This window comes from Paenarthrobacter sp. NPDC018779 (genome assembly GCF_044391085.1).
In the GTDB taxonomy this organism is placed as follows: Bacteria; Actinomycetota; Actinomycetes; order Actinomycetales; family Micrococcaceae; genus Arthrobacter.
On record NZ_JBIRZS010000011.1, the window covers coordinates 79,804 to 102,938 of the forward strand.

The following is a 23,135-nucleotide window of genomic DNA, read 5'->3' on the forward strand; positions in this document are numbered from 1 at the left end:
CATGGGTGCACCTGAGTTTGTGCTGAAGCTGCGGGAAAAAATCGGGAATGACCCGTTGTGGCTGCCTGCAGTCCGGGGCATCGTGTTGGATGACGAAGACAGGGTGCTCCTGTGCCAACGCTCGGATAACGGACACTGGACGCCGATAACGGGAATCCTGGAGCCGGGGGAGCACCCGGCCCCGGGTCTGGTCCGGGAAATCTTCGAGGAAACAGCCGTGGTAGCCGAGACCGAACGGATCATCGGGGTCGGAGTGGTAGGTCCGGTGACCTTTCCGAACGGCGACGAATGCGATTTCCTCGATATCACGTTCCGCTGCAAGTATGTCTCCGGTGAAGCCCGGGTCAACGACGACGAGTCCCTGGATGTCCAGTGGTTCCACCTGGATGATCTCCCCGAAATGAGCCACGGACACCTGCAGGCCATACGGCTCGCCACGGAGCCCGAAGGCCCCGTGGCGTACCAGACGGAGTAGCAGATCAGCGGCGGGCGGCTTCGAGTTCCTCGGCCTCGGCGCCGCCGATCGCCTCACCGCGGGCAACCATGCCGGCCGTGTCCGAGAGCGGGATCTGCTTCAGGGTGATGGCCAGGATCAGGGCGATGGCGATGAACGGCACGAGGTACCAGAACACAGGTGCCAGGGAGTCGGCGTAGGCGTTCACGATCGCGTCCCGAAGCTGTTCCGGCAGCTGCGCCAGGGCCTGCGGATCCAGGGTGCTGGTGGACTGCGAGGCCTGCTCGGATGAGGCGCCGGCGCCGGTGAAGGCCTTGGTCAAGGACTCAGCGAGGCGGTTGGTGAAGATCGAGCCAAAGACCGCTACGCCCAAGGACGCACCTACTTCGCGGAAGTAATTGTTGGTGCTCGTCGCGGTACCGATCTGGTCCGCAGGGACAGAGTTCTGGACCACCAGGACAATGACCTGCATGATCAAACCCAGCCCGGCGCCGAAAATGAAGAGCTGTACGCAAATCATCCAGATGGGCGTCTCGGCGGTCAGGGTGGTCAACCAGAGCATGGCAAGAATGGTCAAGGCCGCGCCCAGGATGGGGTAGAGCTTGTACTTGCCCGTCTTGGAAATCCTGATGCCGGAGAAGATGGACGTGCCCATGAGGCCCACCATCATGGGGAGCATGAGCAGGCCGGACTCGGCCGCTGAGGTTCCGGAGGACATCTGCAGGAACGTCGGCACGAAGGCGATTGCAGCGAACATGCCCAGGCCCAGCGTGAAGCCGATGGCCGTGGCGTTGATGAAGATCGGGTTGCGGAACAGGCTCAGCGGAATGATGGGATCCTCGGCGCGGCGTTCAGCCATGACGAAGGCGAATGCGGCCAGGACCATGCCGGCGCCAAAAGCCCACGTCAACGGTGAATCCCAGCCTTCGTCCTTCTTGCCACCAAAGTCGGTGAAGAAGATGAGGCAGGTGGTGGCAGCGGAAAGGAAGACGACACCAAGGATGTCGATCTTCTTTTCGGCCTTCTTGTTCGGCAGGGTCAGGGTGAACCAGGCCGTGATGAAGGCGGCGATGCCGATGGGGATGTTGATGTAGAAAGCCCACTCCCAGGTCAGGTGGTCCACGAAGAATCCACCCAGCAGCGGACCGGCGACGGCGGACAAGCCGAAGATGGCGCCCAGCGGACCCATGTACTTTCCGCGTTCCTTGGCCGGCACAATGTCCGCGATGATGGCCTGGGACAGGATCATGAGGCCACCGCCGCCGAGGCCCTGGATGGCCCGGAACACCACGAAGCCCCAGAACTCCGTAGCGAAGGCACAACCGACCGAAGCCAGGGTGAACAGGGCGATGGCGACGAGGAACAGGTTCCGCCGGCCAAGGATGTCACCGAACTTGCCGTAGATCGGCATGACGATGGTGGTGGCCAGGAGGTAGGCCGTGGTGATCCAGGCCTGGTGTTCCACGCCGCCGAGCTTGCCCACGATGGTGGGCATGGCCGTGGAGACGATCGTTTGGTCCAGGCTGGACAACAGCATGCCCGCTATCAGGGCAGAGAAGATGATCCAGATCCTCTTCTGGGTCAAGAGCAGCGGCTCGGCTGCCTTCGAGAGTGTACTCATGCGGGGTCCTTCGGTGTCTGTGCGGGGGTGGTGTCCAGCGGTTGCGAAAAGAGTTTCCGGGCCGCGGCGAGGTTCTGGTCAAGAAGCTCGCGGTAGGGCCGGGTGTTGTCCTCCGAGAAGAACTGGTGGGAGGTCTTCTTGGAAACGGCTCCGAATACGGCCGAGGCCATGACGATTTCCGGGTGCCCGGGAGAGAGGCCTTCGCGGTGGGCGATCAGTTCCATGAACTGCAGTTCCCGGGCCTCGCCCTCCAAGGTCATGCGGCCAAGGAGTTGGGGCTCGGCCTTGATGGCGGCGATCAGTTGGTGGACCTCGGTGCGGCTGATGGTTGATCGCTCCACGATGTCCACGGTGAGGTGGTAGAGGGCTGCCAGCAGGGTGTCCGAGATGCCGTCGGGGCGACGTTCGGGATCGCGGTTGAAGTCATCCAGCGCATCCTGGGGAAGGTCGTCGGAGAAGGCCCCGATCACGGCGTCTTCCTTGGAATGGAAGTAGTTGAAGAAGGTACGCCGCGAAATGCCCGCCGCTTCGCACACCTCTTCAACGGTGTAGCCGTTCAGACCCCGTTCGGCGGTCAGGGTGCGGGCGACGGCGGTGATCGCCAACCTCGTGGCGGCGCGCTTGCGCTCGCGGAGGCCGCCGTCGATATTTGCACTATTGCTCACAGAGTAAAGTTTTGCACTAAGTATTCAATAGTGCAAAAAGAAAGTGGAGTGTCGTTCCCCACATGGTTCGGGTAGCGGAAAGGGCCGGGGACGACGACGGCCGGCACCTTCCGTGCGGAAGGTACCGGCCGTCGTCGTACTAGCGGGTTGGTGCGCCTAAGCCTTGTGGGCCGGGGACGTCATGGTGGTGACGTCGAGGGCCTTATCGAGGTCGGCCTCGGAAACCTTGCCCTCGCTCTCGCCGACGAAGCCGAGCTTCTCGGTGGCCTGGCGGATGGTCAGGCCTTCCTTGACGGCGATCTTGGCGATCTTGGCGGCGTTCTCGTAGCCGATGTACTTGTTCAGCGGGGTCACGATGGACGGGGAAGCCTCGGCCAGGAAGCGGGCGCGCTCGACATTGGCGGTGATGCCGTCGATCATCTTGTCGGCCATGACGCGGCTGGTGTTGGCCAGCAGGCGGATGGACTCCAGCAGGTTGGCGGCCATGACCGGGATGCCGACGTTGAGCTCGAAAGCACCGTTGGTACCGGACCAGGCGATGGCGGTGTCGTTGCCGATGACCTGGGCGCACACCATGATGGAGGCTTCGCAAATCACGGGGTTGACCTTGCCCGGCATGATGGAGGAGCCGGGCTGCAGGTCAGGGATGGCAATTTCGCCGAGGCCCGTGTTGGGGCCGGAACCCATCCAACGGAGGTCGTTGTTGATCTTCATGAAGGAGATCGCGATGTTGCGGAGCTGGCTGGAGCCTTCGATCAGGCCGTCGCGGTTGGCTTGGGCCTCGAAGTGGTCCCGGGCTTCGGTCAACGGCAGGCCGGTGTCTGCAGCGAGCAGTTCGATGACGCGCTCCGGGAAGCCTGCCGGTGTGTTGATACCGGTGCCCACCGCGGTGCCGCCGAGGGGAACTTCGGCGACGCGGGGGAGTGCGGCGTTGATGCGCTCAATGCCGTAGCGGACCTGCGCGGCGTAGCCGCCGAATTCCTGGCCAAGCGTGACAGGGGTGGCGTCCATGAGGTGGGTGCGGCCGGACTTGACGACGTCCTTGAATTCCGCGGCCTTGCGGTCCAGGGAGGCGGCCAGGTACTCCAGGGCCGGTATCAGGTCGTTGATCAGGGCCGAGGTGGCTGCAACGTGGACGGACGTCGGGAAAACGTCGTTGGAAGACTGGGAAGCGTTCACGTGGTCGTTGGGGTGGACCACCTTGTCGCTGCCTGCTGCGGAGAGGGCACGCGAAGCCAGCTCTGCGATGACCTCGTTGGTGTTCATGTTCGAGGACGTGCCGGAGCCGGTCTGGAAAACGTCGATCGGGAAGTCACCGTCGTACTTGCCGGCAGCAACCTCGTCGGCTGCGGAAGCGATTGCCTTGGCGAGCTCTTCATCGAGCACTCCCAGTTCGGCGTTCGCGAGTGCAGCGGCCTTCTTGACGCGTGCGAGTGCTTCGATGTGCGTGCGCTCCAGCGTCTTGCCGGAGATGGGGAAGTTCTCCACAGCACGCTGCGTCTGGGCGCGGTACAGGGCGTTCACGGGGACGCGAACTTCGCCCATCGTGTCATGTTCAATACGGAACTCAGTGGTGGAAGTCATGGGGCTAGCTTAGGGCGATTGCGGGCTCCACCGAAAACCCGGAAGGCAGTGCTACGTGCCCCGGCCGAAGGGCCGGGGCACGTTGTCCTAGACCTGTCCGATCGCGGAAACAAGGGCCGCTTGGCCCTCACCGAGCTTGTAGGAGAGACCGATCACGGCCACACGGCCTTCCTCAATGGCGTCGGAAATCACACGTGAACTGTCAGCGAGGCGATCCGCGGTCTGCTTGACGTGTTCCACCACCATGTCGTTGACGTCTTCCTGGCCGTTGCGCTTGGCGGTCAGCACCGAGGGGGTAATGCGTTCCACGAGGTCGCGGATGAAGCCCGGAGGCATCTCACCCGTTTCCACGGCTCCCTTGGTGGCTGTCACGGCGCCGCAGCTGTCGTGGCCCAGGATGGCGATCAGGGGAACCTTGAGTTCGCTGATGCTGTATTCCAGGGAGCCGAGGACTGCGTCATCGATCACCTGGCCGGCGGTGCGGACCACGAAGGCATCGCCCAGGCCAAGGTCGAAGATGATCTCGGCCGCGAGGCGCGAGTCGGCGCAGCCAAAAATGACGGCGAATGGATTCTGTCCCTCGAGGAGGGAGGAGCGGCGGGAAGCATCCTGGTTGGGGTGCTGGGATTCGCCGGAGACAAAACGTTCGTTACCCTCGCGGAGGCGTTGCCAGGCCAGGGCCGGAGTCAGATTAGTAGGCACCTGATTACTTTACGGCGCGGGCGTGGCAGGCTGCGAAAGTGTTGCGCCGGGTTGTGGGGAAGCGGAGCCTGCTGCGGGGGCCTGGTCCGCGGACTTTACGACGGCGGCCGCCAGGGTGGCGAATTCGTCGAGGTTCGCCGTGCCGCTCAGGATGATGGTGGTTCCTTTGTATTGCAGCGTCATGCTGCGCTTGTCCTTACCGGAGTCGCGCAGTTCCCAGTCCTGGCCGCCGGCGTTTCGGGTTCCCGTGACCGGGAGGTTGCCCGTCTGTTGCAACACCCAGGTGGGGTTGGCCTGCCGCGTCTGGATCAAGCCGATGAACGCCTCCTTGGGCGTCAGGTAGCCCACCTCCCACGTGGGGACGCCAGTGGCGGTGCCGGTTTCCCACCGGGCATAGTTTGGCGTGAATGTGTCGCCGGTATCCGGGGTGACGGGTGTGAATCCCGCCACATCGGTGGCATTCCGGGCGATGCCTGCGACGTCCACTGCGGGTCGGAAGTTCTCACCTTTGGGTGCGGGGTTCATGAGAACGACGGGAAGGAAGGCCAGGACACACAGCACCAGTGCGATGATCATGCCAATGACCGAGGCGTTGGCCCGTTTGGCGGCTTTCGCCGGAATGACGGGCTTGTACGGGGCGTCCGGGTTACTGGTGGGGCTGGCCTCATTGGCGTTAGGGCCATTGCCGGCCGCGGGCTTGTCCTGCGTTTCACTCACTCTTCCATAGTCCCTTATCGCTGCTGTGAACACACAACCGGGAACCTCACCAGGCCCAACGGATGCGGTGGTCATCAACCGCCCGGTAGGAGCTCCGGCGACTATGATCAATGGAGAGGGACCACAGGTGGCCTTGTGCAACCGTGTCCGGTCCCGTGAATCGTCACTCGAAGAAGAGGTTCAAGTGTCTCCTGCACCAATGACCCAGCAGTTTTCCACGATTTCGCCGTCGCTCGCCGTCGGAATCGACGAGCCTGACCGTAACCTCGCACTGGAACTCGTCCGTGTCACCGAAGCCGCAGCCATTGCCGGCGGCCACTGGGTTGGCTTCGGCGACAAGAACAAGGCAGACGGTGCCGCCGTCGACGCCATGCGCTCATTCCTCCACACCGTCCACTTCAACGGCGTCGTAGTCATCGGCGAAGGCGAAAAGGACGAGGCCCCCATGCTGTTCAACGGCGAGCAGGTTGGCGATGGCACCGGACCGGAGTGCGATGTTGCCGTAGACCCCATTGATGGAACGCGTCTGACTGCCCTGGGCATCAACAATGCCCTTGCCGTCCTGGCCGTGGCCGAACGCGGTTCCATGTTCGATCCCTCCGCCGTGTTCTACATGGAGAAGCTCGTCACCGGTCCCGAGGCTGCCGACATGGTGGACCTCCGCCTTCCGGTCAAGCAGAACCTGCACCTGATCGCCAAGGCCAAGGGCGTCAAGGTCAGCCAGCTCAACGTCATGATCCTGGACCGCGACCGCCACCGCCCCCTCGTGGAGGAAATCCGTGAAGCCGGCGCGCGCACCAAGTTCATCATGGACGGCGACGTCGCGGGTGCCATCGCCGCGGCCCGCAGCGGTACCGGCGTGGATGCGCTCATGGGCATCGGCGGCACGCCGGAAGGCATTGTTGCTGCTTGTGCCATCAAGTCCCTCGGCGGCGTGATCCAGGGCCGCCTGTGGCCCACTTCCGACGACGAGAAGCAGAAGGCCATCGACGCCGGCCACGACCTTGACCGCGTCCTGTCCACCAATGACCTTGTCACCTCGGACAACTGCTACTTCGCAGCCACCGGCATCACCGACGGCGACCTCCTCCGCGGCGTGCGCTACCAGAAGGACCGCGTGCTGACGCAGTCAATCGTGATGCGTTCCAAGTCCGGCACGGTGCGCTTCGTTGATGCAGAGCACCACGCCTCCAAGTGGGAGACGTACGCGCGCAGGTAAGCTCTGCACCCAACGCGCCTTGGGCGCAAGAAGCGCCCCATCGCTCTGCGGCTATCTCCTCGTTCCTCGTCGATTTGATGCCGCTGACGCGATAGGGCGCTTCTTGCTGTGTGGCGGACCAGGTGTCGCGCTTTCCTGGCGCTGGGAAGAGAGAATCAGCGGAGCCGGTCGCGGAGCTTCCTTGCCAGTTGGTAGGCGCCGTAGCGGAGTTTGTTGACCGGGAGGTCCCACGTGCCGGGGTAGGAGACCTCACGGCCGCCGAAGGACTTCTTGAAGGCCGTGAAGCCTGCCCATTTGTGGTCCGGCTGGTCTTCGGGTGCCACGCCCCACAGGTCCACGTGCTTGAGGCCCTTCTCCTTGGCGTCGGCCATGAGGGTGACCAGCAGCGGAATGCCGGCACTCAACTTGCGGTGGGTGTCATCCAGGGCGGCGTGGGCGTAGACGCGTGTGTCCGCGGAGTCGTAGGCAAAGGCCGCCGCGATCGGTTCTCCTTCGAGCTCTGCGATGAACAGGGTCCCGGCGCCTGCGGGGAGCAGGGACTGCGCCACGCTGGTGAGGTACTCGTCGCTTTGCGGCTTGAAGCCGTTCCGCGCTGCCGTTAGGTGCAGGAAGTGCAGCAGCACGGAAATGTCCGCGGGATCCTGTGACGCCCGGAAAGTGACACCCTTTTTGTGGATGTTGCGGTACAGGTTCCGGTTGGTGGGCTTCATGCCCGCCAGGACATCCTTGAAGTCGCCCTCAAGATCCACGATCCAACTCAGCTCGGGCTGCTGGTTAGCCGGCGCGGGCTGGAGGCCGCGCGCCCGAAGGAGGGGACCGGCGTCGGACGCGGTAAAGCCGGCGGAGACGGGTTCCATGCGGACGAAAACGGCGCGTTCTTTCTTCGCCAAACTCACCAAGGCGGCAGTAGCGGCGTCGAAAGCTTCCACGGAGTCCGCCACGGGGCCGTAGGGTGCGTAGATGATCTTGCCCGCCGGGTTCTTTTCCTCGATGGCCAGGCAGCTCCAGCCGGGACCCGATTGCTCGTGGACGCGGCGGCCCAGGGATCGTTGCACATCGGCCCAGGCGGACGTCTGGAGGAAGTAGTCCACGCTTAGTTCCCCTTCGTCCTGGATGACAGTCCCGTGGTGACCGCGAAGGCCACGCTGGTTTCGGTGGCTCCCTGGACGGGATGGACGTTCACGGGGTTCTCCACCTCGGGGATGAACGCGGCGGCGCCGCGTTCCAGGCGGAGATCGCTCTTGGGGGAGTCGAGGACCACAGACCCGGAAACAACCACGACGACGGCGGGCCCGGTTTGCGCCAAGGGCACGGGCTCGGCCGTGGGGCCCAGTTCGATGCGTTGGAGCTGGAACTCCTTGAATGGAGGCCGGTACAGTTCCTGGCCGAACTCGGTGCCTTCAGCCACTACGTGGGGAACCCCGAGGGCCTCGAAACGCACGGTTTTGAGCAGTTCGGGGACATCGACGTGCTTGGGCGTCAGGCCGCCGCGCAGCACGTTGTCCGAGGTGGCCATGACTTCCACGCCCAGGCCGTGGATGTAGGCGTGCACGTTTCCTGCAGGCAAGTACACGGCATCGCCGGGCTCAAGGGTCAAGTGGTTCAGGAGCAGGGAAATGAGGACTCCGGGATCGCCGGGGAAAGCCTCGTTGATGCCCAGCATCGCGGTCAGGGCCTCTTCGTGCGGTTCGCGTGGGGCACCCGAGCGGAGCACGGATTCGACTTCCACCACGGCCTCGGACACTTCACGACCGCCCTCGATCAGCCGCGTGAAGGCCGCTTTCAGGGCCGATGATTCCTCTGCCAGGCCCAGGTCGTCAATGACGCCGGTGATGATGGCCGGCACGCTCATAGCCGCGGAGTCCATCACCGTTGCCAGGTGTTCAAAGATACTCCGCGACTGCGCTGCGGGCCGGAATCCGCACAGCGCCCTGAACGGGGTCAAGGCGTAGATCATTTCCGGCTTGTGGTTGTCGTCCTTGTAGTTCCGATCGGCGGAACCGGCCGCGAGCCCGGCGGCGTTCTCCCGCGCCCAACCCTCCCGCGCTTGTTCCAGGCTGGGATGGACCTGCAGCGACAACGGCTGCTCGGCCGCCAGCAGCTTGGTCAGGAAAGGCAGCCGCGGACCGAATTCCGCCACGCTCTCCGCACCCAGAAAATGCTCCGGATCGGAGGCAATAAGTTCATCCAGGGCCTGCGTTACACCATTCGGGTGGACCGCCGTCGAGGGAGAATCAGGGTGCGCCCCGATCCACAGCTCTGCTTCCGGGCCGCCCGAGGCGGGCCGGCCCAGCAACTCCGCGATCGCCGTCGTCGAACCCCAAACATAGGGCCGCAAAACATTCTCAATCTGGTACACGAAGGAAAGTCCTTTAGGTTGCGTGAACGTGGGCGGGATGCTGCGTGGCTACAGCGGGGCGCACTGGCCGTTGGTGGCCACAAGGTCACGGATGCCTTGTTCGTCGCCCTGCGCTTTGAGCCCGTTGAGCAGCTCCTCGGTAATGGGTGTTCCATCGGGTGTGGTGGTCACCGGCGTGAAGTCCGACGACGACGGCGACGGCTGCTGGCCGGCTGGCCGGACGCTGGACTGCTGGGCAGGAACCGCGCCGGCGGCACTAACGGTGCCGGCTCCCGGCTTGGTGCCGGTCACCACGGCGTCGTCCGCCTTGGGGCTGTCCGCCTTGGGGCTGTCCTGCGAGGCCAGCAGTTGCTGCACCCTGGAGTGGATGAGGTCGAAGTCCGGAACCGTGGAGAAGGAGGCCTCGAAGTCCGGCGGTCCGATGGTGAGCCGTTGGACGGGCTGGCCTTTGGACTTCAGTGCCAGGTCCACGAAGCTGCCCAACTGGGAGGACGAGATGTTCGAGTCCACCACCTTGGTGCCGGCGTTGGCGATGTCCTCGAACTTGGTCAGCAATGTAGCCGGATCGAGTTGCTTCAGCATGGCCTGCTGGACGCATTGCTGGCGTGCAATGCGGGCATAGTCGTCCACGAATTCACGGGACCGGCCGTACCACAAGGCGTGGAAGCCATCGAGGTGGACATCACCAGCGGGGATCCAGCCGTCGGGCATGCCGTGGATTCCGTTGGCCTCGTCGGTGACGGGACCGCTGATGGGAACCCAGCCGCCCGCCTTGACGCGGATGCCGCCCATGGCATCGATCAGCTTGGCGAAGCCGTCCATGTCCACCAGGACGTAGGCCTGGACGGTGATGCCCAGTGTTCCGGACACGGCTTCCAAGGTCGCCTGCGCTCCGGGATCGGCAACCCCTGGGTAGAGGTTCTGGTAGTTGTTGGTGACCTCGGTGTTGACGGCATTGATGAGGCACTCGTCGCCGCAGTTGTAGCCATCCGGGTAGATCTTCCGCATGGGCGAACCCTCGCTGAACTGTGCGTTCTGGAGGTTGCGGGGAACGGAAATAATGGCGCTTTCGCCGGTTTTGGCGTCCACGCTGATCACCGAAAGGCTGTCCGGGCGGCGTCCCGTGCGATCATCCCCGGCGTCGCCGCCCATCATCAGGAAGTTGTAGCGGCCGTCCACCGGGTCGATGGCCGGACCGGCGTCGAAGATGCTGCCGATCGCATTGCGGCTGACATTCAGCACGTACGCGAGGTAGCCAAGGGAGCCACTCGCCAGGACGGTAGCGGCCACCAGGACCACGGCAATGATGGGTCGCATTCCCGGGGCGAGCAAGGTGGGACGGATGATCCGCAGCGTGTTGATGAACAGGAACGCCCAGCCCAGGGCCAACGCCACCAGGACCACAATGAGCAGCAGCGATCCCACGGGATGCGTTGCGATGCTCAGCAGGACGCTGCGGTTGACCAACGCAAGGACCAAGGTCAGCAGCAGCAGGGCCCAGACAACCAGGGTGACGCGGAGGGCGATCCGGCCCAGTTTGCGGTCGCCAGCAACAATCTGGGCGCTGCCCGGGATGAAAAGGGTGAGCAGGACCAGCACGAAGGCGCGTTTGGTCCGTACCGGGGCGCTGGCCCCGGACGGATAGCGGACAGGATCAGTCAGAGTTGCCCCCGACTGAAACGTATTCTTTTGCATGCTGGTCATCCGCTGCCTTCCTAGCGGGTGCTCCGTGCGGAATCGCCGGCAGGTGCGAAGACTTCTTCGACTTTCCGCCGGAGGTTCTGGCCCTTCTTGGTGGCAACGTCATTGAGTTCCTGCGCGAAGTTGAGGAGGTCGTCGCGCAGGCGGCCGGCGAGTTCGTCCGTGCCGGAGGCCAGCATCCGGACAGCAAGGAGACCCGCGTTCCGTGCACCTGCGATGGATACCGTCGCCACGGGAACGCCTGCAGGCATCTGCACGATTGAGAGCAGGGAATCCATGCCGTCGAGGGTCTTCAGGGGAACCGGGACACCAATGACCGGCAGGGGAGTGACCGAGGCGAGCATGCCCGGAAGGTGGGCTGCGCCGCCGGCGCCGGCAATGATGACGCGGAGGCCGCGCTCATGGGCTGTCTGGCCGTAGCGGATCATTTCGGTGGGCATCCGGTGGGCGGAGACCACATCAGCCTCGAAGAGGATGCCGAATTCGGCCAGGGCGTCGGCGGCAGCCTCCATCACGGGCCAGTCGGAGTCCGAACCCATGACGAGCCCAACAAGGGGAGCGGTGTTTTCAGAAGTCATGCGGTCTCCTCGGAGGTTGACAGTGCCGGCAGGCGGCCGTCGCGGATGGTGTTGGCTACGGCCGTGGCCCGCTCACGCACGGAGTCGACGTCGGAAGCGGAGGTGCCCACCAAGTTGACGTGCCCGATCTTGCGGCCCGGACGGACGGACTTTCCATAGCAGTGAACCTTGGCAGCGGGTTCGAAAGCGAGGGCCATGGGGAAGGCCTCAAACAGGTTCTGGTTCTCGCCGCCGAGGAAGTTCTTCATGACCGTGACCGGAGCCAGGGCATCGGTGGCACCGAGCGGAAGGTCCAGGACGGCCCGCAGGTGCTGTTCGAACTGGCTGGTGATGGAGCCGTCCTGCGTCCAATGCCCGGTGTTGTGCGGGCGCATGGCGAGTTCGTTGATCAGGAATCCGGCGCCCACACCCGGGGTTTCAAAGAGCTCTGCCGCCATGACTCCGGTGACGCCGAGTTCGTTGGCAATGCGCAGCGCAGCTTCTTCGGCTGCCGCGGCGACCTCCAGGGAGATGTTTTGTGCCGGAGCAATGACTTCGTCGCACACGCCGTCCACCTGGATGGTGTGAACCACTGGCCACGCGCGCGATTCCCCACTGGGGGTGCGGGCCACCAAAGCCGAGAGTTCGCGGCTGAAGTCCACCTTGGCTTCGGCGAGCAGCGGACTCATGGTCTGGAACCAGTCAGCGGTATCGGCGGCCTCCTCTGCGGAGTCCACGATGCGCACGCCCTTGCCGTCATAGCCGCCGCGCGGGGTCTTCAGGACCACGGGCCACCCGATCTTGTCGCCAAAGGAGACGAGTTCGTCCACCGAGTGAACTGCCGACCATTCCGGGTTGGGCAGGCCAAGGCGGTCGATGGCGGCCCGCATGACCAGCTTGTCCTGGGCGTTGACCAGGGCATCCGGACCGGGTTGGACGTTGACGCCGGCGTCCAGGAGCGCGCGGAGGTGTTGCGTGGGGACATGCTCGTGGTCGAACGTGAGGACGTCCACGTCCTTGGCGAACTCCAAGAGGGCGTCGAGGTCCTTGTAGTCTCCGATCGGCGCGGTGGCCACTGCGGCAACGGCCGAAACGTCCTCACCTTCAGCCAAAACGCGGAGTTCGAATCCCAAAGCGGTAGCGGGCGGGGCCATCATGCGTGCGAGTTGGCCGCCGCCAACAACGCCAATAACAGGAAAAGTCACAAGGTTCAGCCTACCGAACCAGTGGCGGGATCATTGATTCTGCGGCTTTTCGTACCAACTTTTCCGCCTTTAGCATGGCGCGACGCACAGGGGTATAGGCGTTCTCACAGCCGGCTCCCGGGCAGCCCTTGGAATTCGGCGCTAAAATGGATGAGGCCCATCGGCCCACTTTTCAACGGCCTTGGAGGGTCATGATCACCACACTTGCAGATCGCATCCGCGGACTTGCCTCGCTCTTCTGGCGCGAAGTAGCCAAGTTCGGCGCCGTCGGCGGCGTTGCGTTCGTCATCGACTCGGCCGTCTTTATCTGGCTTTTCTCGGGTCCGATGCACGGCAGCGAAGTGTGGGCCAAGGCGATCGCGACGATCGTTGCAAGTATCTTCTCCTGGGTTGCCAACCGGTTCTGGACGTTCCGCCACCGTAAGCAGGCGAACGTGGTGCGGGAAGCCGTGCTTTTCGCTGTGATGAACTTCGTGGGCCTGCTGATTGCTTCCGGATGTGTTTGGTTCGCGAAGTACATCCTGAACCTCAATGACAAGCCGTCCCTCTTCATAGCCGGCAGCGTGGTGGGCCTGATCCTGGGAACCATCTTCCGCTTCTTCGCCTATCGGTTCTGGGTCTTCAATGAGGAACTCGACGCCGAGCCCGCCTACTCCCACGACCACGAACTCATCGAGGTCCACCACAAGGCAAAGGCCGGAGTCGCCGAGTCGGGCAACGCCGGGCCGCCGACGGGCGAGGTGCCGTCCATCAAGAACGGCTGACGCGCTCGTTATCCAGCAAGTGCTGCGTGACGTCCACGTCAGGGTGAACCAGGACAATTGAACCGTCCTGGTTCCAGGCGCCCAAAGCGGACGCAAGGCCGGGCTCCAAGCCTTCGGCCGCGCGGACCAACAGGCGCACGCCCGGCTCCTGTGCGGCGGCGAAGCCGTCCATCAGGGCCCCGTGGGCAAACGGCGAAGCGCCGCGCACTGCGGGATCGCCGGCCGACCCCTCGCTGTGCGCCATGAAAACGTCCCCATGGGAGCGAACTTCCGCAGCGTAGTCCACGACGCCGGCCGGCAGCTCGCCAGGCCAACGCATGGCGAGTGCGGCGAGCGGTACGGCGACCACCGCGTCGAAGCCGGCGCCAGCGCCGCCGTCGGGCTCGTTGGTCACCAAAAGGTGGGCGTCCGAACCGTCCAGCACCACTTCCATGCCCAACTGCCAGGCGGCCAGCGCCCATACGAACGACTTCCAATGGGCAGGCAGGTCCAGCCGCACGGCCATGCCGGGTTCGGCGTCCAATTCGTCCTGCAGGAGGTTGCTGGTTTTGGCAACCCAGTTGTCCAAAACCCGGCCCGACAGTTCCACGCGTTCGGCGTCGGGGCCGTACCACGTGAGCCTGGGGGAGGTGGCGTGGCCGGATCGCAGGGTGGTCATCAGGTTCGCTGCCGGGATGCTCATGGCTCAATCTTGTCACGGCCTGCGGACGGCGTCCCGGGAGTATGTGAATTGCGACACAGGCGATTTATCAGGTTCCTGTGCATCTTGTAGCGTAGATGCGGATTTCCGCGGAAGTTCGGCTGATGTTCACGTGAAGTGATTCTGTGCTTCCGATTTCCCGGACCCGCGTTGTCGCGGCGGTGGAAAACGTTGGGCGTGGCGCATCCCACTTTTCTACAGATTCTTGATTATTATCCCGGCGCGGCTTGACTGGCGGGTAGTTACACACGTGTAATTAGTAATCAAACGCCGCTGCACAGATGACCGGGCACATGATCGGGAATCGGAAAACATCCAGGCAGCAGCTGCAAAATCAGGAGGGACGCCATGGGGCAAGCGTTGCGTATCCAGGAAGATGCAGTCGTCGCAGAACAAGCGTCGGTGAAGTACCGTTCGCGGGACGTACCAGGGGACTGGTATGTGGATCCCGCGGACCCGGAAGCGGCAGAGAGATACAACCAAAACGTGCAGCAGACATTGGAGGACCAGGCAACAGCCCTCCTCGCAGCACACGAAGCATTGATCGGCGATGTACCCGAGGGTCCGGACGATGACGTGGACGATCCTCCCATGGAGCTTCGCCGTCCGCTCGAAAACCCCGCGCAGCCGGTATGGATAGGACTTCCCAGCCAGGCGGACTTCGATGATGAAGGCGAACTTGGCTGGCAGACGGACGCCTTGTGCGCCCAGACGGACCCCGAGGCCTTCTTCCCTGAAAAGGGCGGCTCCACCAGGGACGCCAAGAAAGTCTGCGGTGCATGCAATGTCCGCTCCCAGTGCTTGGAATATGCCCTGGCGAATGATGAACGGTTTGGTATCTGGGGCGGGCTCTCCGAGCGCGAACGCCGTCGGCTGAGGAAGCGAGCAGTCTAATTCTTAAGGAAGTACACGTCACCGCCGTCGTGGTAGCCCACGACGGCGGGACCTATCTCCCCAGGACTTTGGCGGCACTGTCGGACCAGACGCGTTCGGCAGATGCCGCCATTGGCGTTGATACAGGATCCACTGACTACTCAGCGGAGTTGCTCCGGGATGCGCTCGGCGATGCGAACGTGGTGGAACACCACCAGCCCAAGTCAGGCTTCGGTGCGGCCGTCCAAGCCGGCCTGCAGCAGTTGGCCCCCGCAGGAGCGCACGGCAATGCGGACGTGGTGGAGTGGATCTGGCTCCTGCATGACGATGCCGCTCCTGCCCCCGATGCCTTGGCCGAGTTGTTGCTTGCTGTGGAGCGCACTACCTCGGTAACCATTGCCGGGTGCAAGCAGCTCGACTGGAACGACGAGCGCCGCCTGGTGGACGTGGGACTTTCCACGAGCCGCTGGGCCGAGCGGTTGACGCTGATCGACGCCGATGAAGTTGACCAAGGCCAATACGATCCGCGTTCGGATACGCTCGCCGTGAACTCCGCGGGCATGCTGATCCGGCGCGATGTGTGGGAACTCCTCGGAGGGTTCGATCCTGCGCTTCCCGGCAGCGGCGACGATGTTGACCTGTGCTGGCGCAACTGGCTGGCCGGCAACCGCGTGGTGGTGGTACCCAGTGCACGGATGTTCCACGTCGAGAACAGGCCGAATGCCCTAGGCACGTCATCGGCAGCACGCAAGGCCCAGATCCATTTGCGGCTCAAGCACACACCATGGTGGAACGTCCCGTTCCAGGCCGTAGGCGCCCTGTTCGGTGCGCTGGTCCGGCTGGTCCTGAGTATCCTGCTCAAGGAACCCGGCTATGGCTTCACCCAATTCACCGCCACCCTTGCCGCGCTTGCACGGCCCGTGGCTGTAGCCCGTGCCCGTCGTTCAGCGGCCAGGACGCGCTGCCGGCAGCGTTCTTTGGTTCGCGGCCTGCAGAAGTCTTCGCGCGAGGTCCGTGCGCACAGGAGGTCGCTCCTTGAGGCCATCCGCCCGGCTGACGATCGCCAGGATACCTCGGACCTCCTGGCCGCCGAGCCCAGCGGCGACGCCGTTGATGACTTTGCCGCCTTGGCCACCAATGAACGCGGCTGGGTAGGGACCGGTGCCGCAGCAGCAGCGCTGACTGGTTTGGCGGCTGGCTTGATTGGCTTGCTTGGTCTGTTGCGCACCGGCGTCGTTGCCGGTGGCGGGCTCCTACCCGTTTCCACATCACTTGGCGACATGTGGGATAACGCCTCGGGTTGGTGGATCTCCTTGGGCGCCGGACTCCCCGGGCACGGGGACCCGTTCGGCTACGTCCTGTGGCTCCTCTCGCTGTTCGGATGGGGCGATGGCAACTCAGCCATCGCCTGGCTCCTGGTCCTGGCCATGCCCTTGTCCGCTGTGGGCGCCTGGTTTGCCGTGGGCGCGCTCACCAAGCGCCGCAGGTTCAGGACCGTTGCTGCGCTGGCCTGGGGCAGTGCGCCGGCGCTGCTGATAGCCATCAACCAGGGCAGGTTGGGGGCCCTGCTGGCCCATCTGGTGATGCCGCTCCTTCTGCTGGCGCTGCTTCGGGCAACAGGGACGGCCATCGGCGGCACTGCCACCCAGGCACCGTTCAGCCGGAGGCCGACGCCGGTCCGTGGGAAGCCGGGCATTAACGGGACACCGTCGTGGACTGCTGCGGCAGCCGCCGGGCTCGCCATGGCTGTTGTGACCGCTGCGGCTCCATCGCTCCTGGCTCCCATTGCCGTGGCAATCGTTCTTGCTGCCGTCGTGCTCGGATCCCGTGGGAAAACGCTCTGGTGGTCGCTGCTCCCCAGCCTGGTACTTTTTGTCCCGTACGGCGTCTCGGCGTTGGACCGTCCCCGCTCGCTGCTAGCCGATCCCGGCCTGCCGCTGGACTTCGCAGCCGCACCGCTGTGGCAGCAGATCCTGGGCCAGCCCCTAGCGTTCAAGCCCGACGGCGGCCTCACCGGACTTGCGCTGTTTGGGTCCGGTCCCGTGCCCTGGGCACTCTTGCTTGCCCTGCTGGTCAGTGTTCCGACGCTTCTGCTCGCAGTGGCGGCCCTCTTCCTGCCAGGAAAGCGTACGGCCCTGGCCCGCGTGTTCTGGCTGGTTGCTTTGGCTACCCTGGCCAGCAGCTGGTTGGTAGGACACGTGGCAACGGGCGTCAACGGCACCGCCCTGGTGGGTCCCTTCACCGGTCCGGCGGTGTCCGCCGCAGGAATGCTGTTCCTGGGAGCGGCGATGATCGGTGCGGACAGGATTTTCCTGGCGCCGCGGTCCGCTCCGGACCCGACGCGCTGGAGAATGCCGTTGCGAGGCCTCGCGTCTGCCGTGACGGTGGCACTGTTGGTGGCTGGTCCGTTGGCGGCGATGGCTGCCTGGACAGCGCAGAACATCCTGCAGCCTTCCTCTGAAACCGGCGGTACGCCAGTGTCGGCCCCGGCAAACGGTTCCCTTGGCGCCAGCCGGTTGGTGGGCGCGGTGACCAGCGATACTTTGCCGGCAACCGCCGTCGACCGCGGTACGGGACCCGAGCGGACGCGAACACTGGTAATCACCAGTGGCGAGCAGGGCTCGTTCACTTCGTCGCTCATGCGGGGTTCCGGAACCACGCTGGACAGTTTGTCCACCATCGCCTCGGCACGGACGATTATCGGGGCGCCGGGCCGCGAGGAGATTGTGACCGACGATTCCGCTACCGCTTCAGTGCGCCGCGCCGTGGCCACGATCGTGGCGAGCACCGGAGTTGATCCCCGTGCGGACCTGGAACAGTTAGGCGCCGGTTTTGTGGTCCTCAAGGCAGCGGACAGTGCGGCCCAATTGACGGCCAGCCGGATCGACGCCGTTCCCGGCCTGGTGGCCGTGGGACAAACGGACGCCGGATGGCTGTGGAGGGTGACTCCGCGGAACACCGGTGGCTCCACCGCTCCGGACACCATGAACCGGGTCCGGATTGTTGACGCCAACGGAGCTGTGGTGGGCGCCCTGCCATCGGGCGACGTGGCCGTGGATGCCCAGGTGCCCGCTGGTAAAGAGGGCAGGAAAGTGGTGCTGGCCGAGCGCTCAGACCAAGGTTGGAGCGCCTCGCTGGACGGCCGGGCGTTGACATCAACGTCTTCCGGCTGGGCCCAGGCCTTCGAGCTCCCTGCCACTGGTGGAACGCTGGAAATCCGCTACACGGCTCCGTGGGCGCTGTGGTTCGGAATCGTGCAGGCCGTGGTCTTCGGCCTCACGGCGCTGCTCGCGGTTCCCGTCCCCGCCCGCCGTTCGCGCACCGGCATGTCGAGGGATGAAGTTTCCCTCCGTAAGGAGTACAGCAGTGTCTGACGACCAGAAAAACGGCGTCGAAAGAGCTACGGAGCACGGAAAGCCACGGGCGGAATCCGCCAAAGCTCCCAAGCCGTCCAAGGAGCGTGCTGGAAGCCGGCGGAGTTCCAACAAGGGAATCGTCACGGGCGTGTTGTCCGCCGTCGTCATCCTGGCCGCCGGTGGCGGCGCGGTGGCGGCCGCGGGCATGGTTCCGGGACCATCCGGCGGGACCAACGTTGAAGCCCGCCAAGCAGACGTCCCTGCGGGCCGCTCCCTGGGCGTTTGCCCCGAGCCGGCGCGGCTGGTCACGGGCACGGAGGTAGGAACGGACGCGCAGTTCAGCCCGGTCTCCACTACTGCAACCAGCGCCCTGAATGCTGTGGTCCTCAGCAACCCGGCCGGAACCGTCCCCGGCAGCAGCATCACGGCACTGGGCGGGAAGAACGTGGCCCAGATTGCCACAGCCCCCACCAGCACGCCATCGCCCACGCCTGGCCCGCCCGTGCTGGCCGCAGCGGCGGCATCTGTCAGCCCGGTGGATTCGCCAACCGTGGTAGGCGCCGACCCCATCGGCAACGAAAAGGCCTCGCTTTCGGCGAACCTCAGTTACTCCGCCACGGACGGCGACCTCCGGGGATTGGCCGCCGCACAGTGCCAACAGCCCGGCAACGATGCCTGGCTCCTGGGCTCAAACACCTCCTTGGGCCGAACCGCAGTCCTAAACCTCAGCAACGCCTCCGAGACTCCGGCCACCGTCAACCTGGACCTGTTTGGCCACCAGGGGCAGATCCAGGCGCCCGGCGCCCGAGGGCTCCTGATTGCCCCGGGAACAACCCGCTCGGTCAACCTCGCAGGCCTCGCGCCGAACGAATCCGAGCTGGCGGTCCACCTGCGCAGCACCGGCGGCCCCGTGGCCGGAACCATCCAACAAAGCGTCCTGCGTGGGCTGGTTCCCGGTGGCGTGGACTTCCTGTCGCCAGGAGCCGCACCATCCAACCTCCAGGTGATGACCGGCGTCGATATCCAGGACGCGACGGCGCTGAAGGCGCTGGGTGGCAGGTCCGGCTTCGGCGACGCGGTGCCGGCCCTGCAGATTGCCGTTCCGGGGTCCACGGATGCCGTGGTCCAAGTGAAGCTTTACGGGGCCAACGGCGAGCGGCAGCTTCCCAACGGGGGAGTGGTCACGGTCAAGGGCGGCACCGTTTCCAGCCTGGACCTGGACGGAGTACCCGCGGGCAGCTACACCGTGACCGCAAGTTCCGATGTTTCCTTCGTGGCCTCCACCCGTATTGCACGCGGAGCCAAGGCCGAGTCGCCCACCGACTTTGCCTGGTCGCCGTCGTCCGCACGGTTGGGCAGCCAGCACCTGGTGGCGGTTCCCGGCTCGGGCCAGCGGTTCTTCAGCTTCGGCGTTCCCGAGGGGCGGGCAAGCGTCAGTTACGCGCCTGTCACCGCCGACGGGAAAGTGGGGAAGTCCGTGGATATCGACATCTCCGGAGGAACCACATCCCTGATTGAACTCCCCGCAACCGCGGACGGTGGCACAGTGGCAGGCTTTGTTGTTTCCGCATCCGGCGATCCCGCCTACGGGGCCATGCTGCTTGGCACCAAGGACCGTGCCGATGTTTCCGTGTTGGCCATCCAGGACGCTGCTGCCGGCCTGGAGAAAGTTCCTGTCACGGTTGGCTACTGAGCCCAGGCCTTTGCAGGTAACGGCCTACTGGTAACGCCGCCGGTACACGGGGTCCAGCGTCTCCGGCGGCACACCGAGCATTTCTGCGGTGTACTCCACCACGACGTCATGGACCAGGTCCTGGAGTTCCTCCTTGGTTCCGGCAGTCTGTTCCACCACGCGCCGGTACACGGTGATCATGGGCGCTGCGCCCCGGACACCGGGAGTGTAGGAGCCCATGGGTGCCGGCGTTGCGGAGGCCACCAGTTCTTCAAGGTTTGGCGGTATTTCATCCACGGCGAAGAGCACGCCGTCCAATTGCTTGCCCCACATGTCCTGCAGGCGTTCCGCGGAATCCAACACGAGATCGTCGAAGCGCTCGGAGCGGGAACGGAAACCGGGCAGGTTGGGAAGCATGAGATCTCCCCGCAGCCCCCGACCGTGACGGTTCCGCCGCCGCGTCCGGAAGCTCCTGGCCTTCGGCGCGGCATGGTCCGTATCACCGGCGGCTTCGGCGTCTGTCCACCTGATGGAGAAGCCAGGAACATGTGGCTGTGACTGCATATATCGACTGTAGTCCCGGGAATCCGCCAGCGCGACATCATGGGCAGCACCGCGCCGACCGTGGAACCGCAGGGCAGAATCCTCACGGCCACACGCCGTCAATGCAGGGTCCAGGGGCCACATGCGGCTAATCTGGGATGTTGTGGGTGCTATTCGCCAGTGTTCCAGATCCGCTTGCCGCCAGTCCGCGGTAGCTACCTTGACGTACGTGTACGCCGAGTCGACCGCCGTGCTCGGTCCTTTGGCGACCTACGCAGAACCCCACGCCTACGACCTGTGTGCGCAGCACGCCGAAACCCTGACGGTTCCCCGCGGTTGGGAAGTCCTGCGGCTGGCCATGCCCACCTCGCCTCCCGAGCCGGGACCCGACGACCTCCTGGCACTTGCCAACGCCGTTCGCGAGGCTGCCTCCAATGCCAATTCCGGGCCGGAAACGTCCACGCGCCAGCATCGGCAGCCCGTGGAACCACCCGCTGCTGTTGAGGGAACGCGACGCGGACATTTGCGGGTTCTCCGCGAGCCGTCCTGACCGTACGCAAAACGTCGCGGGCTCCTAAGGGCCTTTCCCGGCGCGGTAGGCTGGAGGCTGCAGATAAGTCCGCCAGCGGCGCCATGCCCGGCGCCACCCAGGGAGCATCATCCATGCCAAAGGTCAGTCCTGAATTGTTGTCCATCCTGCGTTGCCCGGTGACTGGTTCACCGCTGGTCCAGGAGGGTGAGGAACTCGTGTCCACCGAGGCTGCTGACACTGGGGAAAAGCTCCGCTATGCGATCGAGGACGGCATCCCGCTCCTCTTGCCTCCGGACCTTCTTGCCGCCGCGAACGCCTGACAGCGCCCCAGACACCAAACGCACACGGTCTACCTAAGGACACCCATGACTTTCGACTACAAAGTGGCTGACATTTCGCTTGCCGAGGCCGGCCGACACCAGATCCGCCTGGCCGAGCATGAAATGCCGGGCCTCATGTCCCTGCGCGCCGAGTTCGGCGCGTCGCAGCCGCTCAAGGGCGCCCGCATCGCCGGTTCGCTGCACATGACGGTCCAGACGGCCGTGCTGATCGAGACCCTTACGGCGCTCGGTGCTGAGGTCCGCTGGGCTTCGTGCAACATCTTCTCCACCCAGGACGAGGCAGCTGCCGCCGTCGTGGTTGGCAAGGGCACAGCCGAAGACCCGCAGGGTGTCCCGGTGTTCGCCTGGAAGGGCGAAACCCTGGAGGAGTACTGGTGGACCGCCGAACAGATCCTCACCTGGCCTGGCGCCGACGCCAACCCCGAACTGGGACCGAACATGATTCTCGACGACGGCGGTGACGCGACGCTGCTGCTGCACAAGGGCGTGGAGTTCGAGGCTGCCGGTGCTGTTCCCGCGGCCACGGAGGACGACCCCGAGGAATACCACCTCATCCTTGACCTGCTCCGCCGCACGCTCGCCGATGACCCGCAGAAGTGGACCCGTATTGCTGCACGGATCGAGGGCGTCACCGAGGAGACCACCACGGGCGTCCACCGTCTGTACCAGTTGGCAGAGCAGGGCAAGCTCCTCTTCCCGGCCATCAACGTCAACGACTCCGTCACCAAGAGCAAGTTCGACAACAAGTACGGCATCCGCCACTCACTGCCCGACGGCATCAACCGCGCCACGGATGTCCTCATGGGCGGCAAGGTCGCCGTCGTTTGTGGCTATGGCGACGTCGGCAAGGGTGCTGCGGAAGCGCTGCGTGGCCAGGGTTCCCGCGTGGTGGTAACTGAGATCGACCCCATCTGTGCGCTGCAGGCCGCCATGGACGGCTACCAGGTTGCCAAGCTGGAATCCGTGCTGGCCCAGGGCGACATCTTCATCACCACCACTGGCAACAAGGACGTGATCCTTGCAGAGCACATGGTTGGCATGAAGAACAAGGCGATCGTGGGCAACATCGGCCACTTCGACAACGAGATCGACATTGCCGGCCTCGCCAAGGTTGAGAACGTCAAGAAGGTGGAGATCAAGCCCCAGGTCCACGAGTGGGTCTTCGACTCCGGAACCACCAACGAGCGCTCCATCATTGTCCTGTCCGAGGGCCGCCTGCTGAACCTGGGCAATGCCACGGGCCACCCGTCCTTCGTGATGAGCAACTCCTTCGCCAACCAGACCATCGCGCAGATCGAACTCTGGACCAAGAGGGACCAGCCCGAGGGTGAGCGCGAGTACGAAAAGCAGGTCTACGTCCTTCCCAAGATCCTCGACGAGAAGGTGGCACGCCTGCACCTGGACGCCTTGGGCGTGGAGCTCACTGAACTGAGCAAGGAACAAGCCGACTACCTTGACCTGGACGTTGCCGGACCGTACAAGCCGGAGCACTACCGCTACTAGGGCGAAAACCCCTTCGACGGAAGCGAAAGGCCGGACGCGTACCATGCGTGTCCGGCCTTTCGGCTAA

Annotated in this window: 21 protein-coding genes; 9 read left to right on the forward strand and 12 right to left on the reverse strand. The window is 64.6% G+C overall.

Going from position 1 to position 23,135, the window contains the following annotated elements; translation table 11 throughout:
• Position 1: 1 nt before the first annotated feature.
• The gene (locus ACH488_RS13115; protein ID WP_397324749.1) at positions 2–475 is read left to right on the forward strand and encodes an NUDIX hydrolase; all 474 of its coding nucleotides are present in this window, start codon (positions 2–4) and stop codon (positions 473–475) included.
• Positions 476–479: 4 nt separating this feature from the next.
• Here the strand turns inward: ACH488_RS13115 and ACH488_RS13120 are convergent, their stop codons facing one another.
• The 5 genes from ACH488_RS13120 to ACH488_RS13140 form a co-directional block, all read right to left on the reverse strand.
• Complete coding sequence (locus ACH488_RS13120) at positions 480–2,075, reverse strand: MDR family MFS transporter (RefSeq protein WP_397324751.1); 1,596 nt, start codon at positions 2,073–2,075, stop codon at positions 480–482.
• Positions 2,072–2,740: a TetR/AcrR family transcriptional regulator gene (locus tag ACH488_RS13125; RefSeq protein WP_397324753.1), complete on the reverse strand. Its 669-nt coding sequence runs from the start codon at positions 2,738–2,740 to the stop codon at positions 2,072–2,074. The genes ACH488_RS13120 and ACH488_RS13125 overlap by 4 nt, the downstream gene beginning before the upstream one ends.
• Before the next feature lie 156 nt (positions 2,741–2,896).
• Positions 2,897–4,324, reverse strand: coding sequence for a class II fumarate hydratase (locus ACH488_RS13130; RefSeq protein ID WP_397324755.1), 1,428 nt, complete (start codon positions 4,322–4,324; stop codon positions 2,897–2,899).
• Positions 4,325–4,411: 87 nt separating this feature from the next.
• On the reverse strand, positions 4,412–5,026 hold the full coding sequence (locus tag ACH488_RS13135; RefSeq protein WP_397324757.1) for a carbonic anhydrase: 615 nt from the start codon (positions 5,024–5,026) through the stop codon (positions 4,412–4,414).
• A 9-nt stretch (positions 5,027–5,035) separates the two neighbouring features.
• On the reverse strand, positions 5,036–5,743 hold the full coding sequence (locus ACH488_RS13140) for a DUF4245 domain-containing protein (protein ID WP_397324759.1): 708 nt from the start codon (positions 5,741–5,743) through the stop codon (positions 5,036–5,038).
• Positions 5,744–5,942: 199 nt separating this feature from the next.
• On the opposite strand from ACH488_RS13140, the gene glpX reads away from it, so the two are divergent.
• Positions 5,943–6,962, forward strand: coding sequence for a class II fructose-bisphosphatase (gene glpX, locus ACH488_RS13145; RefSeq protein WP_397324760.1), 1,020 nt, complete (start codon positions 5,943–5,945; stop codon positions 6,960–6,962).
• Between the two features lie 155 nt (positions 6,963–7,117).
• On the opposite strand, the gene ACH488_RS13150 is transcribed toward glpX, so the two are convergent.
• The 5 genes from ACH488_RS13150 to ACH488_RS13170 are packed head-to-tail and all read right to left on the reverse strand — an operon-like array spanning position 7,118 to position 12,784.
• Positions 7,118–8,053 (reverse strand): lipid II:glycine glycyltransferase FemX, encoded by a 936-nt coding sequence (locus ACH488_RS13150; protein ID WP_397324761.1) that lies wholly within the window; start codon positions 8,051–8,053, stop codon positions 7,118–7,120.
• A gap of 2 nt (positions 8,054–8,055) precedes the next feature.
• Entirely contained in the window at positions 8,056–9,321 is a 1,266-nt protein-coding gene (manA, locus tag ACH488_RS13155) for a mannose-6-phosphate isomerase, class I (RefSeq protein ID WP_397324763.1), read from the reverse strand.
• Between the two features lie 48 nt (positions 9,322–9,369).
• Entirely contained in the window at positions 9,370–11,025 is a 1,656-nt protein-coding gene (locus tag ACH488_RS13160; protein ID WP_397324764.1) for an LCP family protein, read from the reverse strand.
• Between the two features lie 11 nt (positions 11,026–11,036).
• Positions 11,037–11,600, reverse strand: a complete 564-nt coding sequence (gene purE, locus ACH488_RS13165) for a 5-(carboxyamino)imidazole ribonucleotide mutase (protein ID WP_397324766.1) — start codon at positions 11,598–11,600, stop codon at positions 11,037–11,039.
• The gene (locus tag ACH488_RS13170; RefSeq protein ID WP_397324768.1) at positions 11,597–12,784 is read right to left on the reverse strand and encodes a 5-(carboxyamino)imidazole ribonucleotide synthase; all 1,188 of its coding nucleotides are present in this window, start codon (positions 12,782–12,784) and stop codon (positions 11,597–11,599) included. The genes purE and ACH488_RS13170 overlap by 4 nt, the downstream gene beginning before the upstream one ends.
• A gap of 191 nt (positions 12,785–12,975) precedes the next feature.
• On the opposite strand from ACH488_RS13170, the gene ACH488_RS13175 reads away from it, so the two are divergent.
• Positions 12,976–13,548 (forward strand): GtrA family protein, encoded by a 573-nt coding sequence (locus ACH488_RS13175; RefSeq protein WP_397324770.1) that lies wholly within the window; start codon positions 12,976–12,978, stop codon positions 13,546–13,548.
• Here ACH488_RS13175 and ACH488_RS13180 read toward each other — a convergent pair.
• Positions 13,535–14,230, reverse strand: a complete 696-nt coding sequence (locus ACH488_RS13180; protein WP_397324772.1) for a TIGR03089 family protein — start codon at positions 14,228–14,230, stop codon at positions 13,535–13,537. The genes ACH488_RS13175 and ACH488_RS13180 overlap by 14 nt on opposite strands.
• A 366-nt stretch (positions 14,231–14,596) precedes the next feature.
• On the opposite strand from ACH488_RS13180, the gene ACH488_RS13185 reads away from it, so the two are divergent.
• From ACH488_RS13185 to ACH488_RS13195, 3 genes are read left to right on the forward strand one after another with little or no spacing between them, the layout of a single operon-like run.
• Positions 14,597–15,142 carry a WhiB family transcriptional regulator gene (locus ACH488_RS13185; protein WP_397324774.1) on the forward strand — a complete coding sequence of 182 codons (546 nt, stop codon included), beginning with the start codon at positions 14,597–14,599 and terminating at the stop codon, positions 15,140–15,142.
• Between the two features lie 29 nt (positions 15,143–15,171).
• Positions 15,172–18,495, forward strand: coding sequence for a glycosyltransferase (locus ACH488_RS13190; protein ID WP_397324776.1), 3,324 nt, complete (start codon positions 15,172–15,174; stop codon positions 18,493–18,495).
• The gene (locus ACH488_RS13195) at positions 18,488–20,170 is read left to right on the forward strand and encodes a DUF5719 family protein (RefSeq protein ID WP_397324778.1); all 1,683 of its coding nucleotides are present in this window, start codon (positions 18,488–18,490) and stop codon (positions 20,168–20,170) included. Before ACH488_RS13190 ends, ACH488_RS13195 begins: the two co-directional genes overlap by 8 nt.
• 24 nt (positions 20,171–20,194) lie before the next feature.
• Here ACH488_RS13195 and ACH488_RS13200 read toward each other — a convergent pair whose 3' ends face one another.
• On the reverse strand, positions 20,195–20,713 hold the full coding sequence (locus ACH488_RS13200) for a metallopeptidase family protein (protein WP_397324780.1): 519 nt from the start codon (positions 20,711–20,713) through the stop codon (positions 20,195–20,197).
• Positions 20,714–20,834: 121 nt separating this feature from the next.
• Here ACH488_RS13200 and ACH488_RS13205 point away from each other — a divergent pair, with 121 nt between their 5' ends.
• The 3 genes from ACH488_RS13205 (at position 20,835) to ahcY (ending at position 23,068) form a co-directional block, all read left to right on the forward strand.
• On the forward strand, positions 20,835–21,242 hold the full coding sequence (locus tag ACH488_RS13205) for a DUF3499 domain-containing protein (protein WP_397324782.1): 408 nt from the start codon (positions 20,835–20,837) through the stop codon (positions 21,240–21,242).
• A 113-nt stretch (positions 21,243–21,355) separates the two neighbouring features.
• Positions 21,356–21,544, forward strand: coding sequence for a Trm112 family protein (locus ACH488_RS13210; RefSeq protein WP_397324783.1), 189 nt, complete (start codon positions 21,356–21,358; stop codon positions 21,542–21,544).
• 45 nt (positions 21,545–21,589) lie between these two features.
• A complete protein-coding gene (gene ahcY / locus ACH488_RS13215) occupies positions 21,590–23,068 on the forward strand; it encodes an adenosylhomocysteinase (protein ID WP_397324785.1) in 1,479 nt (492 codons plus the stop codon).
• Positions 23,069–23,135 lie beyond the last annotated feature (67 nt).